Raw genomic sequence first — 17441 nt, 5'->3', positions numbered from 1 at the left:
CAGCAAAGGAAACGATGGCTCACGTATTCATCGCCGGCTCGGACCGGCCGGAAAAGACCGTGATCAGGGCCGGCTTCATGCCCCTGACGGATTGCGCGTCCCTCGTGATGGCGTCCGTGCTCGGGCTGGACGACAAATACGGCATCAAGCTCGAACTCGCGCGCCAGCATTCGTGGTCGGGCATGCGCGACCGCCTGCTGCAGGGCGAGATCGACGCGGCGCATGTGCTATATGGTTTGCTGTACGGCGTGGAAAACGGCATTGGGAGTCCCCCCACGCGCATGGCCGTGCTGATGAACTTGTCGCGCAATGGCCAAGCGATTACCCTGTCGCGCGCACTGGCCCGGCAGGGCGTGACGGACCTCGGCACGCTGGCCGCCGCGATGCGCGAGGGCACGCGCCGCTACACGTTCGCGCACACGTTCCCGACCGGGAACCACGCGCTGTTCCTCTATTACTGGCTGGCGGCGGGCGGCATCGATCCGGTGCGCGATGCGCAGGTGGTGACCGTCCCGCCCAGCCAGATGGCCGTGAACCTGGCGGCCGGCCACATGGACGGCTTTTGCGCCGGCGAACCGTGGAGCGCCCGCGCCCAGCTGGACGGCAGCGGCTTCACCGTCGCGACGAGCCAGGACATCTGGCGCGACCATCCCGGCAAGGCGCTCGGCGCGACGGCCGCCTTCGTCGACGCGAACCCGCACGCGTGCCGCTCCCTGATCGCGGCCGTGCTGGAGGCGGGGCGCTGGCTCGATGAATCGCCGGCGCACCGCGACGTGGCGGCCGAGGTCCTGTCCAGCCCCGCCTATGTGAACGCGGACCGCCGCGCCATCGCCGCGCGCCTGCATGGCGACTATGACAACGGCCTGGGCAAGCGCTGGATCGATCCCGATCCGGTGCGCTTCCACGACGAGGGCGAGGCCAATTTCCCTTACCTGTCCGACGCGATGTGGTTCATGACCCAGCACCGGCGCTGGGGCCTGCTGCGCGACGACGTCGATTACGCGGCCGTGGCCGCGCGCGTGAACCGCGTGGGCCTGTACCGCGAGGCGGCCGTGCTGGCGGGCGTGCCGGCGTCGTCGAGCCTGATGCGCCGCTCCGTGCTCATGGACGGCAAGGTCTGGGACGGCCTCGAGCCCGACGCGTATATCTCATCCTTTCCCATCCGCCGCACGGCACTGGCCGGGGCGTAAAAGTTAGCTCGTCGTTCCCGCGGAGGCGGGAACCCATGCTGAAGTACCGAAGCCAGTTACTAAATACGTTGCAGCATTTCCAGCGTACCTGATCCGGTTGCTCGGTATGGATTCCCGCTTTCGCGGGAACGACGGGGCACGCTTCATTGCAGTGCGCCATGAGCGTGCATGGTGCACTGCAATGAAGCGTGCAAGGCCCGGTCAATACGATCTTCCCCCTGAAAACCATCTGGCACGGGTCTTGCTGATACGGAGGTAAAGGATCAACGGCGATCCCTGAGTAAAAAGCGCCGGTCCAACGAGGGACCGGCAACAGGACAACGGCGTCCGCTGCACCCGCTTGAACGATTTCTGGAATCGTCTTCGCGGCCAGGCAGCGGGCGCCTTTTCGTTTTCAAGAAGGGAATAACAACATGGCCGGCAAAGCAAACAGTATCAAGCTATTCTCGTTTGATACGCCCCAGATGCGCGCGTTCCACCTGACCTGGGTGGCCTTCTTCGTCTGCTTCTTCGCCTGGTTTGCCTGCGCACCGCTGATGCCGGTGATCAAGGGCGAGTTCCACCTGTCGGTCAGCCAGATCGCCGACATCAACATCGCGGCCGTCGCCATCACCATCGTCGTGCGCCTGATCATCGGCCCGCTGTGCGACCGCTTCGGTCCGCGCAAGGCCTACACCGGCCTGCTGGCGCTGGGCGCGATCCCCGTGCTGGGCGTCGCCATGGCCCAGAGCTATGAAAGCTTCCTGCTGTTCCGCCTCGGCATCGGCGCCGTCGGTGCCAGCTTCGTGATCACCCAGTATCACACCTCCGTCATGTTCGGCCCGAAGGTCGTCGGCACCGCCAACGCGGCCTCGGCCGGCTGGGGCAACAGCGGCGGCGGCGTCGCGCAGGCCACGATGCCGCTGATCATGGGCGCCATGGTCATGCTGGGCGTGAACGAGACGATGGGCTGGCGTGCCGCCCTGGTCGTGCCGGGCGTGCTGATGCTCATCATGGCCGTCGTCTACTACAAGTTCACCCAGGATTGCCCGGAAGGTAACTTCACCGAACTGCGCGCCGCCGGCGTGCCGTTCGAAGCGGGCGGCAAGGGCGGCTGGGCGAGCTTCTTCGAAGCCTGCCGCAACTACCGCGCCTGGCTGCTGTTCATTACCTACGGCGCCTGCTTCGGCATCGAACTGTTCATCCACAACGTCGCCGCCACGTACTACGTCGACCACTTCGGCCTGTCGCTGAAACAGGCCGGCATGGCCGCCGGCAGCTTCGGCCTGCTGGCCCTGTTCGCCCGTGCCCTGGGCGGCTGGATCTCGGACAAGGTCGCGGCCCGCGGTGACCTGAATTCCCGCGTGAACCTGCTATTCGTCCTGATGCTGGGCGAGGGCCTGGGCCTGCTGTGGTTCTCGCAGACCACGAGCGTCACGCTGGCCATCGTCGCCATGCTCGCCTTCGGCCTGTGCACCCACATGGCGTGCGGTTCGACCTACGCCCTGGTGCCGTTCGTGAGTCGCAAGGCGCTGGGCGGCGTGGCCGGCATCGTCGGCGCGGGCGGCAACGTCGGCGCCGTGCTGGCCGGCTTCCTGATGAAGGGCACGGGCGACGTGCGCCAGACCCTGATGATCCTCGGCGGCGCCGTCCTCGTCGCGGCGCTGTGCGCCATCGGCGTGCGCTTCACGCTGACCGTCCCCGAAACGCCGGCACCCGCCGCCGCCTGAACACGTTATTGCAGCATAGGAGTCGCAACATGAAACTGATCGTCATCGGCCACGGCATGGTAGGCCACAAATTCCTCGAAACCCTGTTCGCGGAAGCCAAGCAGGATGCCCATTTCCACGTCACCGTGCTGTGCGAGGAACCGCGCCCGGCCTACGACCGCGTGCACCTGTCCTCGTTCTTCTCCGGCACCACTGCCGACCAGCTGTCGCTCGTCGCACCGGGCTTCTTCGAACAGCACGCCGGCCAGGTCGAACTGAAGCTGAACGCGCAGGCCGTCGCCGTCGACCGTGATGCGAAAACCGTCACGCTGGCCGATGGCGCCGTGCTCTCGTATGACAAGCTGGTGTTCGCGACGGGTTCCTACCCGTTCGTGCCGCCGGTCCCGGGCAAGGAGCGCAACGACATCTTCGTCTACCGCACCATCGAAGACCTGGAAAAAATGACGGAATGCGGCGCCCGTTCGAAATCCGGCGTCGTCGTCGGCGGCGGCCTGCTGGGCCTCGAATGCGCCAAGGCGCTGCGCGACATGCACCTCGACACGCACGTCGTCGAATTCGCACCGCGCCTGATGGCCGTGCAGGTCGACGACCTGGGCGGCCGCGTGCTGCGCAGGAAAATCGAAGAACTGGGCGTCAACGTCCACACGCAAAAGAACACGCTGCAGATCGTCGCCGGCGAGTCGGCCACGCACCGCATGGAATTCGCGGACGGCAGCTTCCTCGAAGCGGACATGATCGTGTTCTCGGCCGGCATCCGCCCGCGCGACGAACTGGCCAAGGCCTCCGGCCTGGCACTGGGCCCGCGCGGTGGCATCGCCATCGACGACGCCTGCCTCGCCTCCGACCCGCACATCTACGCCATCGGCGAATGCGCCTCGTGGGGCGGCCAGACGTTCGGCCTCGTCGCACCGGGCTATGAAATGGCCCGCATCGTCGCGCGCGCGCTGATCGGCCAGGAAGCCGCCTTCGCCGGCGCCGACATGAGCACCAAGCTGAAGCTGATGGGCGTGGACGTCGCGTCGATCGGCGACGCCCACGGCAACACGCCGGGCGCGCGCAGCTTCCAGTTCACGGACGAGCGCAAGCAGGTCTACAAGAAAATCGTCGTGTCCGATTGCGGCAAGAAGCTGCTGGGCGCCGTGCTGATCGGCGACGCGGCCGAATACGGCAGCCTGCTGCAGATGATGCTGAACGATATGGAGCTGCCGGAGTCGCCGGAATTCCTGATCCTGCCGCAGCTCGAGGGCGGTGCGCGTCCGGCGCTGGGCGTCGACGCGCTGCCGGCAAGCGCGCAGGTCTGCTCGTGCAACGCCGTCACGAAGGGCACCATCGCCGACGCGGTGGCCGGCGGCGCATGCGACATCGGCGCGATCAAGTCGTGCACGAACGCCGGCACGTCGTGCGGCGGCTGCGTGCCGCTCGTCACGCAGATCATGAAGTCCGAGATGGCGAAGGCCGGCATGGCCGTCAACAACCACCTGTGCGAACACTTCCCGTACTCGCGCCAGGAACTGCACCACCTGATCCGCGTGGGCGGCATCAAGAGCTTTGCCGAACTGCTGCACAAGCACGGCACGGGCCTGGGCTGCGACATCTGCAAGCCGGTCGCCGCCAACATCCTCGCGTCGACGTGGAACGACTTCGTGCTGAAGCCGCAGCACGCGAGCCTGCAGGATTCGAACGACTACTTCCTCGGCAACATCCAGAAGGACGGCACGTATTCCGTCGTGCCGCGCATGCCGGGCGGCGAGGTGACCCCGGACGGCCTGATCGCCGTGGGCGCGGTCGCCAAGAAGTACGGCCTGTACACCAAGATCACGGGCGGCCAGCGCGTCGACCTGTTCGGCGCCCGCGTGGACCAGCTGCCGGCGATCTGGGAAGAACTGATCGCGGCCGGCTTCGAATCGGGCCACGCCTACGGCAAGTCGCTGCGCACGGTGAAATCGTGCGTGGGCTCGACGTGGTGCCGCTACGGCGTGGGCGATTCCGTCGGCTTCGCCATCGCGCTGGAAAACCGCTACAAGGGCCTGCGCGCGCCGCACAAGATCAAGTTCGGCGTCTCCGGCTGCACCCGCGAATGCGCCGAGGCGCAGGGCAAGGACGTGGGCCTGATCGCCACCGAGAAGGGCTGGAACCTGTACGTGTGCGGCAACGGCGGCATGAAGCCCCGTCACGCGGAACTGATCGCGTCGGACCTGGATGAAGCGACCGTCGTGAAACTCGTCGACCGCTTCCTGATGTTCTACGTGCGCACGGCGGACCGCCTGCAGCGCACCAGCACGTGGCGCGAGAACCTGGAGGGTGGCCTGGAGTACCTGAAGCAGGTCGTCGTCGACGACAGGCTGGGCATCGCCGCCGAACTGGAAGCCGACATGCAGCGCGTCGTCGACACCTACGCCGACGAGTGGAAGAACGCCGTCGAAGACCCGGCCGTGCGCCAGCGCTTCCGCAGCTTCGTCAACACCGAGGGCACGGACGACAACGTCGTGTTCATGGCGGAGCGCGGCCAGATCCGTCCGGCCACCATCGAAGAACGCCGCCGCACCATTCCGATCGCCGTCGCCTGATTTATTGAAACGAACAAGGAGAACACCATGCATCGCGATATCCAACTGAACCAGTGGAATGCCGTCTGCTCGCTCGACCAGATCGTCCCGGACACGGGCGTCGCGGCCCTGCTGAACGGCCGCCAGGTGGCCGTGTTCCGCGTGGGCGCCGAGGAACCGCGCCTGTTCGCCATCGATAACTACGATCCGAACTCGGATGCCGCCGTGCTGTCGCGCGGCCTGGTCGGCAGCATCGGCGAGCGCATCGTCGTCGCGTCGCCGATCTACAAGCAGCACTTCGACCTGCAGACCGGCGAATGCCTGGAAGCGCCGCACCACTCGGTGTCGAGCTACCCGGTGCGCGTCGAGGATGGCAAGGTCTGGGTGGGTGCATAAATGAAGACCCATCCGCGCCTGGTCGTCATCGGCAACGGCATGGCGGGCATGCGCACGGTCGAGGAGCTGCTGAAGCTCGCGCCCGACATGTACCGCATCATCGTGTTCGGCGCGGAGCCGCACGGGAATTACAACCGCATCCTGCTGTCGCCCGTGCTCGCCGGCGAGAAGACCGTCGACGACATCATGCTCAACACGCGTGCATGGTACGACGCCAACGGCATCACGCTGCACGCGGGCGACCCGGTCGTGCGCATCGACCGCAAGAAGCGCGTCGTGCACGCCGCGTCCGGCCTCGTGGTGCCGTACGACCGCCTGCTGATCGCCACCGGTTCGAAGCCGTTCATCGTGCCGGTGCCGGGCCACCAGCTGCCGGGCGTGATCGGCTTTCGCGACATCAGCGACGTCGACACGATGCTGGACGCCGCGCGCGCGGGCGGGAAGGCCGTCGTCATCGGCGGCGGCCTGCTCGGCCTGGAGGCGGCCAATGGCCTGCTGCGCCAGGGCATGGAAGTCGCCGTCGTGCACGTGACGGGCAGCCTGATGAACCAGCAGCTCGACCCGCCCGCCGCGGAACTGCTGCGCGCGAGCCTGGAACAGCGCGGCCTGCGCATCCTGCTGAACCGCCAGACCGTCGCCATCGAGGGCGAGGACCGCGTGCGTTCGGTGCGCTTCGAGGGTGGCGAGACCGTGGACGCCGACCTCGTCGTGATGGCCGCCGGCGTGCGTCCGAACGTCGAACTGGCGAAGGCCGCGGGCCTGCATTGCGAGCGCGCGATCGTCGTCGACGACACGCTGCAGACCTACGACCCGCGCGTGTACGCCGTCGGCGAATGCGTGCAGCACCGCCGCGCCACGTTCGGCCTCGTCGCGCCGATCTGGGACCAGGCGCGCGTCGCCGCCGCCCACCTCGCAGGCTCGGGGCACCGCCGCTACGTGCAGCAGGCCACCGCGACGAAGCTGAAGGTGACGGGCGTGGACCTGTACTCGGCCGGCGACATCGTCGGCGGAGAAGGCAGCGAAGACCTCGTGCTGCGCGACCGCCGCGGCGGCATCTATAAACGCCTCGTCGTCGCGGGCAACCGCCTGACGGGCGCCGTGTTGTACGGGGACGTCGCGGACGGTCCCTGGTACTTCGACCTGATTCAACAGCGGACGGACATCTCGTCCATCCGCGACCAGTTGCTGTTCGGCCGAGCGGCCTGACGAGGAGTTTCACATGGAGTTGTCCGCGCATTTTCCCATTGCTTCAACAAGCGTCAAAACGACGTGCCCTTACTGCGGCGTCGGCTGCGGCGTCAGCGCCCAGGTCGGGCAGGACGGCACGCTCGCGATCGCGGGCGACGCGGCGCACCCCGCAAGCCAGGGGCGCCTGTGCGTGAAGGGTTCCGCATTGGGCGAGACGCTCGGCAACCGCGGCCGCCTGCTCGCGCCGATGCTGCGCGAAGAAGGCGCGCTGCGCGAAGCGTCGTGGGACGAGGCGCTGGACAAGGTCGCTTCCGGCTTCGCGCGCGTGATCGCGGAGCACGGCCCGGACGCCGTCGCGCTGTACGTCTCCGGCCAGCTGCTGACCGAGGACTACTACGTCGCCAACAAGTTCATGAAAGGCTATGTCGGCAGCGCGAACATCGACACGAACTCGCGCCTGTGCATGTCGTCCGCGGTGGCCGGCCACAAGCGCGCGTTCGGCGAAGACATCGTGCCCGGCTGCTACGAAGACTTCGAGCAGGCCGACCTGATCGTGCTCGTCGGCTCGAACGCCGCGTGGTGCCACCCGACGCTGTACCAGCGCATCGCGCGCGCGAAGCAGGACCGTCCGGCACTGAAGGTCGTCGTCGTCGACCCGCGCCGCACGGCCACGTGCGACATCGCCGACCTGCACCTGCCCGTCAAGCCGGGCACGGACGTGTGGCTGTTCGACGGCCTGCTGGGCCATCTCGCCCAGCACGCGGCGGACGACAGCTTCATCGAAGCCCATACGACGGGCGTGGCCGATGCACTGGACGCGGCCGGCAAGGCGGGCACGCTGGCAGAAGTGGCGAAAGCTTGCCGCCTCGACCCGCGCGACCTGGAGCGCTTCTACGACCTGTTCGCGAACACGGAGAAGGTCGTGACGGCGTTCACGATGGGCGTGAACCAGTCCACAAGCGGCGCCGACAAGGTCAATGCGATCATCAACTGCCACCTGATCACGGGCCGCATCGGCCGCCCCGGCATGGGGCCGTTCTCGCTGACCGGTCAACCGAATGCGATGGGTGGACGTGAAGTGGGCGGCCTCGCGAACATGCTGGCCGCGCACATGGACCTCGACGACGCCGCGCAACGCGCCGCGCTGCAGGACTTCTGGGGTTCGCCGACGGTGGCCAGCAAGCCGGGCCTGAGGGCCGTCGACCTGTTCCGCGCCATCGAGGACGGCAAAGTGAAGGCCGTGTGGATCATGGCGACGAATCCGCTGGTGAGCCTGCCCGATGCCGACCAGGCGCGCCGGGCACTCCAGAAATGCGAGCTGGTCGTGGCCTCCGACATCGTGCTCGGCACGGACACGAACGACGCGGCCCACGTGCTGCTGCCGGCCCTCGGCTGGGGCGAGAAGGACGGCACCGTCACCAATTCCGAGCGCTGCATCTCGCGCCAGCGCGCGTTCCTGTCCGCGCCGGGAAGTGCGCGCGCCGACTGGGACATCATGTGCGACGTCGCGCGCCGCATGGGTTTCAAGGGCTTCGATTTCACGTCGCCGCACGAGATCTTCGATGAGCATGCGCGCCTGTCCGGATGGAAGAACGGTACCGACGGCCAGCGCCGCCGCCTGTTCGACGTCAAAGGCCTCGCGGGCATGACGCGCGCCGACTACGATGCGCTCGACCCCGTGCAGTGGCCGGTGCGTACGCCGGAAGAACGGACCGCACGCCTGTTCGGCGAAGGCCGCTTCGCGCATGGCGACGGCCGTGCGCGCTTCGTGCCGACGGTGCCGCGCGCGCCGGCGCACCTGCCGGGCGGCGAATATCCGCTCGTGCTGAACACGGGCCGCGTGCGCGACCAGTGGCACACGATGACGCGCACGGGCCGCTCGCAGAAACTGGCGGAGCACATCCCGGAACCGTACATCGACATGCACCCGCAGGATGCGCTGCTGTGCGGCGTGAAGGCGGGCGAACTGGCGCGCGTGACGAGCGACTGGGGCGCCGTAGTGGCGCGCGTGCAGCATGGCGGCGGCATCGCGCGCGGCAGCGTGTTCATGCCGATCCACTGGAGCGGCCAGACGGCGTCGGACGCGCGCGTGGGCATCGTCGTCAATCCGGCCGTCGACCCAGTGTCGGGCGAGCCGGAATTCAAGCACACGCCGGTGCGGATCGAACCGTTCGGCGTCACGTGGTTCGGTTTCATTTTGTCGCGCACGGAACTGCCGCTGCGCGAGGCGTCGAACTGGACGCGTGTGCAGGGCAAGGACTTCGTCCGCTACGAACTGGCGGGCCGCAAGCCGTTCGCCGCCGCGCACGACTGGGCGCGCAAACTGCTGGACGTGCACGACGACGACGCGGACTGGATCGAGGTCGAGGACAAGAACGGCGGCATGTACCGCGCCGTGCACCTCGTCGACGGCCGCATCGAAGCGTGCCTGTTCGTGGCGCAGCGCGCCGACCTGCCGGCCCGCACCTGGCTCGCCAGCATGTTCGACAAGGAGCAGCTGGAGCCGTCCGACCGTATCAGCCTCCTTGCGGGCCGCGCGAAAGAGCCGGGCATCGATCCCGGACCGACCGTGTGCTCGTGCTTCGGCGTGGGGCGCAAGACCATCGAGATCGCGATCCGCCAGAACAACCTGTGCGATGCGGCGGGCGTGACGGCGTGCACGAAGGCGGGTGGCAACTGCGGGTCGTGCATTCCCGAGATCCGTTCCCTGCTGGCCGAAGCGCAGGTTGCAGAAGCGTAAAACGTCGTTCCCGCGGAAGCGGGAACCCATGCTGAGCCCCCGCGGCAGATCCGATAGACATACCGCACGGACTCCGGATACCGAATTCTGTTGCTCAGTATGGGTCCCCGCTTTCGCGAGGACGACGGGTATCTGGCGGCGCCACCACCCCATACGCCCGCGGCACCGCCACGCGCATGATGTCGATGAAGCGCCGCAGCCGGGCCGGGTAGAAGCGCGCCGGCGGGTAGATCAGCCAGATCGGCAGCGGCGACGCCTGCCAGTCCGGCACGAGCTGCACGAGCCGGCCCGCGTCCAGTTCCTCGCGCAACGCCCAGCGCGACCCCAGCGCCGCGCCCACGCCCAGCGTGACGGCGCTGCGCATCGCATACAGGTTGTCCGTGTAGAGGCGCGGCTGGACGGGCACGCGCACCGTGTCGCCCGTCCGCGCATGGGTCAAGGCCACCTCGTCGCGGTAATAATGGCTGACGGCGATCCAGGGCAGCGCCGCCAGTTCATCCGGATGGGCGGGCAGGGCGCGGCCGTCGAACAGGCCGGGCGTCGCGATGACGATGCGCGGCACGTCACCCAGCCGGATCGCGACCATCGACGGATCGGGCACCTCGCCCACGCGGATCGCACAATCGATGCCTTCGCCGATGAAGTCCGGCGTGCGGTCGTGCAGGACCCAGTCCACCGTCATGCGCGGATAGCGCGCGAGATACGCCGCCAGCGGCGCGACCAGTTGCTGCTGGCCGAACGCGTGCGGCGCGACGACGCGCAGCATCCCCACCGGTTCGTCCACGGCGCCCCGGATCTCGCTCTCGAATTCCTGCCACCCCGCGATGAGCTCTTTTGCGCGCGCATAGCAGCGCATGCCGTCGTCCGTCAGCTTCATCGCGTGCGTGGACCGCTGCAGCAGGCGCACGCCCAGCGATTTTTCCAATGACTTCAAACGCCGGCTGATCGTCGGCTGTGTCGTCGCGAGTGCGCGCGCGGCGGCGGACAGGCTGCCGGCATCCACGATGCGGACGAAGGTTTCGACCAGCATCATACGGTCGGCAGATGGATTAATCGTCGAAAAGTCCGTGCTCATACGTGTGAAGTATAACAGTTCGACGTTCGCCGGTGCTACACAGCCATGTTTCGGCTCTCCATAATGCACTGCAACAACGCACCCACTATGGAGTCCAACATGAGCATCGCACACACGACGGCGACTGTCATACCGATCCGCACGACGCTGACCTCGCCCCTGATCTTCCTGCTGGCCGCAAGCACCGGCCTGTCCGTCGCCGCCCTGTACTACAGCCAGCCCACGCTGGGCGTACTGGCGACCGACCTGCACGCCAGCAACCAGGCCGTCGGCTGGATCCCGACCCTGACGCAGTTCGGCTACGCGCTCGGCCTGCTGTTCCTCGCGCCGCTGGGCGACCGTTTCGATCGCCGCACCATCATCGTCGTGAAATCGCTGCTGCTGGCCATGGCGCTGCTGGCCATCGCCGCCGCGCCGAGCCTGTCCGTGCTGCTGGGCGCCAGCCTCGCCGTCGGCCTGCTGGCCACCGTCGCCCAGGACATCGTCCCGGCCGCCGCAACGCTGGCCCCGGCCGCGCACCGCGGCCGCATTGTCGGCACCGTCATGACCGGGCTGCTGCTGGGTATCCTGCTGTCGCGCGTCGTGGGTGGACTTGTGGCGGAAGCACTCGGCTGGCGCGCCGTGTTCGGCGGCGCGGCGGTCGTCGCGGCCTTCACGACGGCGATCCTCGCCCGCGGCCTGCCGAGCTTCAAGCCGACGAGCACCAGCCCGTATCCGGCCCTGTTGGGCTCGCTGTTCGCGCTGTGGAAAGAACACCGCGCGCTGCGCCTTGCCGCCATGGCCCAGGGCCTGCTGTCGATCGGCTTCTCGGCCTTCTGGTCCACGCTGGCCGTGATGTTGCACGGCGCCCCGTTCCACCTGGGCTCGGCCGCCGCCGGTTCGTTCGGCCTGGCAGGTGCCGTCGGCGCGCTGGCCGCCCCGTTCGCCGGCCGCCTGGCCGACCGCCGCGGTCCGCAGTTCGTGACGCGGCTCGGCGCCGCCCTGAGCGTCGCATCGTTCGGCATCATGTTCGCCATGCCGCACCTGTCGACCGGCGCGCAGCTTGTGCTGCTGGCCCTCGCCACCGTCGGCTTCGACCTGGGCGTGCAGGCGACGATGATCGCCCACCAGACCATCGTCTACGGCATCGCGCCGGAAGCCCGCAGCCGCCTGAATGCGATATTCATGACCACGATGTTCGTCGGCATGGCAGCGGGCGGCGCGCTCGGTGCCCAGGCGCTGGCCGCATGGGGCTGGAACGGCATCGTGCTGCTCGCCGTCGCATCCAGCCTGGCCGCGCTGGCGGTACGGATCCGGGCTGCGTCGGCGCAATAACAGACATCAGGAATGACCAGCGCCAGGCCACGGCAACGCGGCCTGGCGCTGTGCTTTTCCCGGCCGCGCCGCCCGGGCGACGAGCACCGTCGTGCCCACGCAGGCGGCGGCGACGGCGACGAACGCGCCGTAGCGTGCCGGCGTCGGCTGCTGCATCAGCGCCTGGCCGGGCAGCGTCGTGCCGATTCCGACGAGCAGCATCATGACCGGGAAGTGGAAGAAGAAGGTGAACGCGGGGGCCGGGTCGTCGGGCACCGTCGTGTGCTGCGCGCCGGGCGGAGCCAGGGCCCAGGCGATGGCGGCGAAGCCCCACCCCACGAGCAGGAATTTGCAGTCGGCGAGCCAGGCGCCGAACGCTGGCGGCCCGTGTACGCCGGCGCCGAGGAAGCGGGACAGCAGCAGCGTGGCGAGAAAGCCGACGATGGCGACGGGCAGCGACGGCCTGGCGCTGCGCAGCGCGCCCATGTGCGCCACCGCGAGGCCGGTCAGCCAGATGGCCGACCAGATCAGGAACAGGGGCGGCGCCAGCACGACCACGGCCGTCAGCAGCACGACCCGGCCGGCGCGCGTGGCGCGCAGGAAGACGTCCAGCAGGATGATCGACCAGAACAGGAACGACAGCAAGTACAGCATGCCGTTGCTGCCGAACGTGGGCACGACGAAGGGCTGCAGCATGAACATGTTGCCCAGCAGAGAGGCATAGCCGAGCGTGAGCGTGCTGAAGGCGGGGTAGGCCGTGTACAGGCCGGATCCGTTGAAGAACCGGACGCCCGCGACGTCGGCGGCGGCCCCGAGGACCAGGCCTGGCAGGAGGAGTCCGTACAGCGCGACGGCACGCCGGCCCGGGATGGTACCAGCCCGCAGCGCGCGTCCCGTCAGGATGCCGTCGAGTACGAGAAAGACGGCGAACGATTCATGGCCGAGTCCCGTCAGGAAATAAAAGACGTTCGTCAGCCACGTTTTCGCGTGCACGTGTTCGTAGTCGACGAACAGCAGGAAGCGGACGTGGTACATCAGCGCCACCAGGACGCTGGCCCAGCGTGTCACGAGCAGGAACGACAGGTAAGGGGTGCGCATGATTACAAACAATGTCCTTGCGAACAATGCTGAAAGACATTGAGCCAGTTCAGCGGTCGGATTGCCCGTCAATGGTAGGGAACCGACGTTCAGCGGATTTGAGACTGCGCAGCCGTGGGGCTATTTTGAAGGAAGGTGGATTTCCTGCGCGAGGTACTGCAGTACCGTTGCGACGCGCCTGAGATGACGGCTTTCCGGATGTGTGAGCAACCACAGCTGAGTCACGCATTCCTCGATCTCCGGACCGACCTGACGCAGGTCCGCGCGCGGCGCCGCGAGAAACAACGGCAGCACCGCCACGCCCAGCCCGAGGGCGACGCACTCCGCCGCCGACAGGATGCTGCTCACCCGATACGCCGGCGCGATCTTCGGAAAGTGCCGGCGCCGCCACAGCGCCGACGGATGGTCGGGTAGCGCATCGTCCGGCGCAACCCACGCCACGCCGCGCTCGACCGCGTCCTCGATCGAGCGCAGCCGGCTCCTGCGCGGCACGAACAACGCGACGCGGATCGGTCCGAGCGGCCGCCCCACCAGGTGCTCGGGCGGTTCGCGCGTCGCGCGGATCGCGATGTCGGCATCGCGCCTGCCCAGGTTGACCGGGGTGTTGCTGGCGTCGAGGTCGAAGTCCAGCAGCGGATGGCGCGCGCGCAGCGCCTTCAGCGACGGCGCGACCAGGGCGTGCAGGATGGTGTCCGTGGTGGTGATGCGGACCTGCCCGGAGACCTGGTCCGGCCGGGTCTGCACCAGCGAGCGTGCCGCCTCGAGCTCGCTTTCCTGCCGCTCCGCATGGCGCGCGAGGTTCAGCGCGAGTTCGCCCGGCAGGTAGCCGGAACGCGTGCGCTCGAACAGCGCCTGGCCCAGGCCGCGCTCGATACGCTGCAGGTTGCGGAAGACCGTCGAGCCGTCGACGCCCAGTCGTTCGCCGGCCTGCGCGAGGGTGCCGGCGCGGACGAGGGCCAGCACGGTCTCCAGATCGGCGCTGCCGATGCGGTAGGGCGGCGATTATCAAGGAGAGTCGTCGTGAGTAATTCTTTCGTTCTCGTCAGCCACGCCCTGTGTCCCTATGTGCAGCGCGCCGCCATCGTCCTGCACGAGAAGGGCGTCCCGTTCGAGCGGCGCGACGTCGACCTGGCGGACAAGCCGGACTGGTTCCTGCGCGTATCGCCGCTCGGCAAGACCCCGGTGCTGCTGGCCGCCGGCGAAGCGATCTTCGAGTCGGCCGTGATCTGCGAATACCTCGATGAGACGACTGCGCCGCGCCTGCATCCGCTCGACCCGCTGCGGCGCGCGCGCCACCGGAGCTCGATGGAATTCGGCTCGGCGCTGCTGAACGCCATCGCCGTGCTCTACAACGCGCCCGACGATGCGGCCCTGCTGCGCGCGGCGGCCGACATCCACCGGCGCTTGCGGCAGGTGGAGGAGGTGCTGCACGCGCCGCCGTACTTCGACGGCGAGCGCTTCGGCATCGTCGACGCGGTGTTCGCGCCGGTGTTCCGCTATCTCGACGTGTTCGAGCGCATCGGCGACTTCGGCCTGCTCGCCGGCCTTGCCAGGGTGCAGGCATGGCGCGCGGCGCTGGCGCGGCGGCCGTCGGTCCGGGCGGCCGCCAGTCCGCGCTATGCGGAAGGGTTGACGGCCTTCCTGGCGCGGCGCGGGTCGGCACTCAATGGGCGCATGCGGGACGAGGGGATGGAAACGAAAACAGCGGCCGATAGACGCTGTTAGCCACATCAGGAATGACCAGCGCCAGGCCACGACAATGCGGCCTGGCGCTGTGCTTTTGCGGGCTGCGCTGCCCACGCCACCCCGACGCCTGTCGCCGGTTGTGTTCATAGTTTTATATATATATAAAATGCAATGATTAAAACAGGAGACTACACATGACTACATTCGCACGGGCTCTCGCCACGGCCGCGCTGGGCGCACTTTGCGGCGGCACCTTCGCGGCCCCAACACTGCCGGACACGATCCTGTTCGGCGTCGCCTACTACGACGAGTACACGCCCGTCGACCGTCTCGACGAGGATGCGCGCATGATGAAGGAAGCGGGCATCAACGTCGTGCGCATCGCCGAATCGACGTGGGGCACGCTCGAACGCGACGAAGGCGTGTTCGACTTCACCCACGTGGACCGCATGCTGGCCGCCTTCCACAAGGCCGGCATCAAGGTCATCGTCGGCACGCCGACCTACGCCATCCCGACCTGGCTCGCGCGCAAGCACCCGAACGTGCTGGTGGTCGCGCCGAAAGGCCGCGCGGAATATGGGCCGCGGCAGAACATGGACATTACCGACCCGGATTTCCGCGCGGCGGCGGAACGGGTGATCGTGAAGCTGGTCGACCACGTGAAGGACCATCCCGCCGTCATCGGCTACCAGGTCGACAATGAGACCAAGGCTTATGCCACGAGCGGCCCCAATGTGCAGCGGGCGTTCGTCGCGTCCATGCGCAGGAAGTTTCCCGACCTCGACCAGCTCAACAAGGCGTTCGGCCTCGATTACTGGAGCAACCGCATCAACAGCTGGGACGATTTCCCGTCCGTGAACGGGTCCATCAACGCGAGCCTGTCGAATGCGTTCACTGCATTCCAGCGGGACCTGGTGACGGACTACCTCACCTGGCAGGCCGGCCTCGTGCGTGCGCATGCGCGCGGCGACCAATTCATCACGCAGAACTTCGACCTGGGCTGGAAAAACCATTCCTACGGTGTGCAGCCGGAAGTGAATCACTGGGACGCCGCACAGCCGCTCGACGTCGCCGGCATCGACATCTACCACCCGAGCCAGGACAAGCTGACCGGCGTCGAAATCGCCTTCGGCGGCGACCTGGCGCGCTCCATGCGCGACGGCCAGAACTACCTGGTCATGGAAACCGAGGCACAAGGCTTCTCGCACTGGACCCCTTATCCCGGCCAGATGCGCCTGCAGGCCTTCAGCCATCTCGCTTCGGGCGCGAACATGGTCTCGTACTGGCACTGGGCGACGACGGCCAATGCGATCGAGACTTACTGGCGCGGCGTGCTGTCGCAGGATTACCAGCCGAACGAGGTCTATGCGGAGGTGAAGACCATCGGCGCCGACCTGCGGCGGCTGGGACCCAAGCTCGTAAACCTGCGCAAGAAGAACCAGGTCGCAGTCTATGTCAGCAACACGGCGCAGGCGGGGTTCAACGCGTTCAAGGTGTATGTCGACGGCAAGGCGTTCGACTACAACGATGCGATGCGGCCCTGGTACGACGCGCTGTACCGCATGAACGTGGAAGCGGACATCCTCTCGCCGGCGTCGAAGGTACCGTTGTCGGACTATAAGCTGATCGTGGTGCCGTCGTTGTACGCAGCCAGCGACGCGGAGATCGCGCGCCTGAACGATTATGCGAAGCAGGGCGGCCACGTGCTGTACACGTTCCGCAGCGGCTTTTCGGACGAGAACACGAAGGTGCGCTACGCCGTGCAGCCGGGTGCGATCAGTGCGGCGGCGGGCGTGACGTATCACCAGTTCACGAACCCGGTGGACGTGACGCTCGCGGGCGATCCGTTCAAGGTCGGCGCCGCGGACAACAAGGCACGCTGGTGGATGGAGTTCCTGAAGCCGACGACGGCAACCGTGGTCGCCCGCTTCCAGCATCCTTCGTGGCCGGACTATGCGGCCGTCACGCGCAATGCCTGGGGCAGCGGGGAGGTGGGCTACGTCGGCTTCATGCCGACCGACACCGTCATCGACAGGATCGTGACCGACCAGGTGAAGCGCGCCGGCATCGATCTGCCGAAGGTACGCTTCCCCCTCATCGTCCGCGGCGGCACGCTGCAGGACGGGCATCGGGTACGGTATGTGCTGAACTATTCCGCCAGGCCGCAGCGACTGAACTATGGGTATGCGAGCGGTACGGACCTGTTGTCCGGACGTAAGGTGACGCGCGGCCAGCAACTGGCGCTGAAGCCGTGGGGCGTGGCGATCGTCGAAGAAGAGTAGGCGGCGGAAACGAAAACAGCGGCCATCAGCCGCTGCTTGCATGAATTCTGTGGTCGGGGTGAGAGGATTCGAACCTCCGGCCTCTACGTCCCGAACGTAGCGCTCTACCGGGCTAAGCTACACCCCGACTGGTATGGGTAATGCTGAGGGGGAAAAACAGATGGTCGGGGTGAGAGGATTCGAACCTCCGGCCTCTACGTCCCGAACGTAGCGCTCTACCGGGCTAAGCTACACCCCG

At 67.5% G+C, this 17441-nt stretch carries 12 protein-coding genes and 2 tRNA genes; 9 read left to right on the top strand and 5 right to left on the bottom strand.

The window, feature by feature from the left end; genetic code table 11:
• The first annotated feature begins 14 nt into the window (after positions 1-14).
• The 6 genes from QPK29_RS08540 to QPK29_RS08515 all read left to right on the top strand — a co-directional run bounded on the left by QPK29_RS08540 (position 15) and on the right by QPK29_RS08515 (position 9769).
• Entirely contained in the window at positions 15-1190 is a 1176-nt protein-coding gene (locus tag QPK29_RS08540; RefSeq protein ID WP_371768613.1) for a CmpA/NrtA family ABC transporter substrate-binding protein, read from the top strand.
• Between the two features lie 413 nt (positions 1191-1603).
• Positions 1604-2899 (top strand): MFS transporter, encoded by a 1296-nt coding sequence (locus QPK29_RS08535; protein WP_056123101.1) that lies wholly within the window; start codon positions 1604-1606, stop codon positions 2897-2899.
• Between the two features lie 29 nt (positions 2900-2928).
• Positions 2929-5466: a nitrite reductase large subunit NirB gene (gene nirB, locus QPK29_RS08530; protein WP_371768612.1), complete on the top strand. Its 2538-nt coding sequence runs from the start codon at positions 2929-2931 to the stop codon at positions 5464-5466.
• 27 nt (positions 5467-5493) lie between these two features.
• On the top strand, positions 5494-5841 hold the full coding sequence (gene nirD, locus QPK29_RS08525; RefSeq protein WP_160409591.1) for a nitrite reductase small subunit NirD: 348 nt from the start codon (positions 5494-5496) through the stop codon (positions 5839-5841).
• Positions 5842-7047 (top strand): NAD(P)/FAD-dependent oxidoreductase, encoded by a 1206-nt coding sequence (locus tag QPK29_RS08520; RefSeq protein ID WP_371768611.1) that lies wholly within the window; start codon positions 5842-5844, stop codon positions 7045-7047.
• Between the two features lie 13 nt (positions 7048-7060).
• The gene (locus tag QPK29_RS08515; RefSeq protein ID WP_371768610.1) at positions 7061-9769 is read left to right on the top strand and encodes a molybdopterin-dependent oxidoreductase; all 2709 of its coding nucleotides are present in this window, start codon (positions 7061-7063) and stop codon (positions 9767-9769) included.
• Positions 9770-9863: 94 nt separating this feature from the next.
• On the opposite strand, the gene QPK29_RS08510 is transcribed toward QPK29_RS08515, so the two are convergent.
• Positions 9864-10844: a LysR family transcriptional regulator gene (locus QPK29_RS08510; protein WP_371768609.1), complete on the bottom strand. Its 981-nt coding sequence runs from the start codon at positions 10842-10844 to the stop codon at positions 9864-9866.
• A 99-nt stretch (positions 10845-10943) separates the two neighbouring features.
• Between QPK29_RS08510 and QPK29_RS08505 the strand changes: the two genes are divergently transcribed.
• Entirely contained in the window at positions 10944-12158 is a 1215-nt protein-coding gene (locus tag QPK29_RS08505) for an MFS transporter (protein WP_160409589.1), read from the top strand.
• A 6-nt stretch (positions 12159-12164) separates the two neighbouring features.
• On the opposite strand, the gene QPK29_RS08500 is transcribed toward QPK29_RS08505, so the two are convergent.
• Positions 12165-13235: a hypothetical protein gene (locus QPK29_RS08500; protein WP_371768608.1), complete on the bottom strand. Its 1071-nt coding sequence runs from the start codon at positions 13233-13235 to the stop codon at positions 12165-12167.
• Positions 13236-13355: 120 nt separating this feature from the next.
• The gene (locus QPK29_RS08495; RefSeq protein WP_371768844.1) at positions 13356-14207 is read right to left on the bottom strand and encodes a LysR family transcriptional regulator; all 852 of its coding nucleotides are present in this window, start codon (positions 14205-14207) and stop codon (positions 13356-13358) included.
• Positions 14208-14255: 48 nt separating this feature from the next.
• Between QPK29_RS08495 and QPK29_RS08490 the strand changes: the two genes are divergently transcribed.
• Positions 14256-14960, top strand: coding sequence for a glutathione S-transferase family protein (locus QPK29_RS08490; protein WP_371768607.1), 705 nt, complete (start codon positions 14256-14258; stop codon positions 14958-14960).
• Positions 14961-15115: 155 nt separating this feature from the next.
• Positions 15116-17203, top strand: coding sequence for a beta-galactosidase (locus QPK29_RS08485; RefSeq protein ID WP_371768606.1), 2088 nt, complete (start codon positions 15116-15118; stop codon positions 17201-17203).
• 50 nt (positions 17204-17253) lie between these two features.
• On the opposite strand, the gene QPK29_RS08480 is transcribed toward QPK29_RS08485, so the two are convergent.
• Together QPK29_RS08480 and QPK29_RS08475 are read right to left on the bottom strand one after the other, a co-directional pair.
• A tRNA-Pro gene (locus QPK29_RS08480) sits at positions 17254-17330 on the bottom strand.
• A gap of 34 nt (positions 17331-17364) precedes the next feature.
• A tRNA-Pro gene (locus tag QPK29_RS08475) sits at positions 17365-17441 on the bottom strand.

It is taken from the genome of Massilia orientalis, assembly GCF_030411975.2.
In the GTDB taxonomy this organism is placed as follows: domain Bacteria; phylum Pseudomonadota; class Gammaproteobacteria; order Burkholderiales; family Burkholderiaceae_D; genus Telluria; species Telluria orientalis.
Note: the sequence above shows the minus strand (reverse complement) of the source record. Positions and strands in the feature narration are given on the sequence as shown.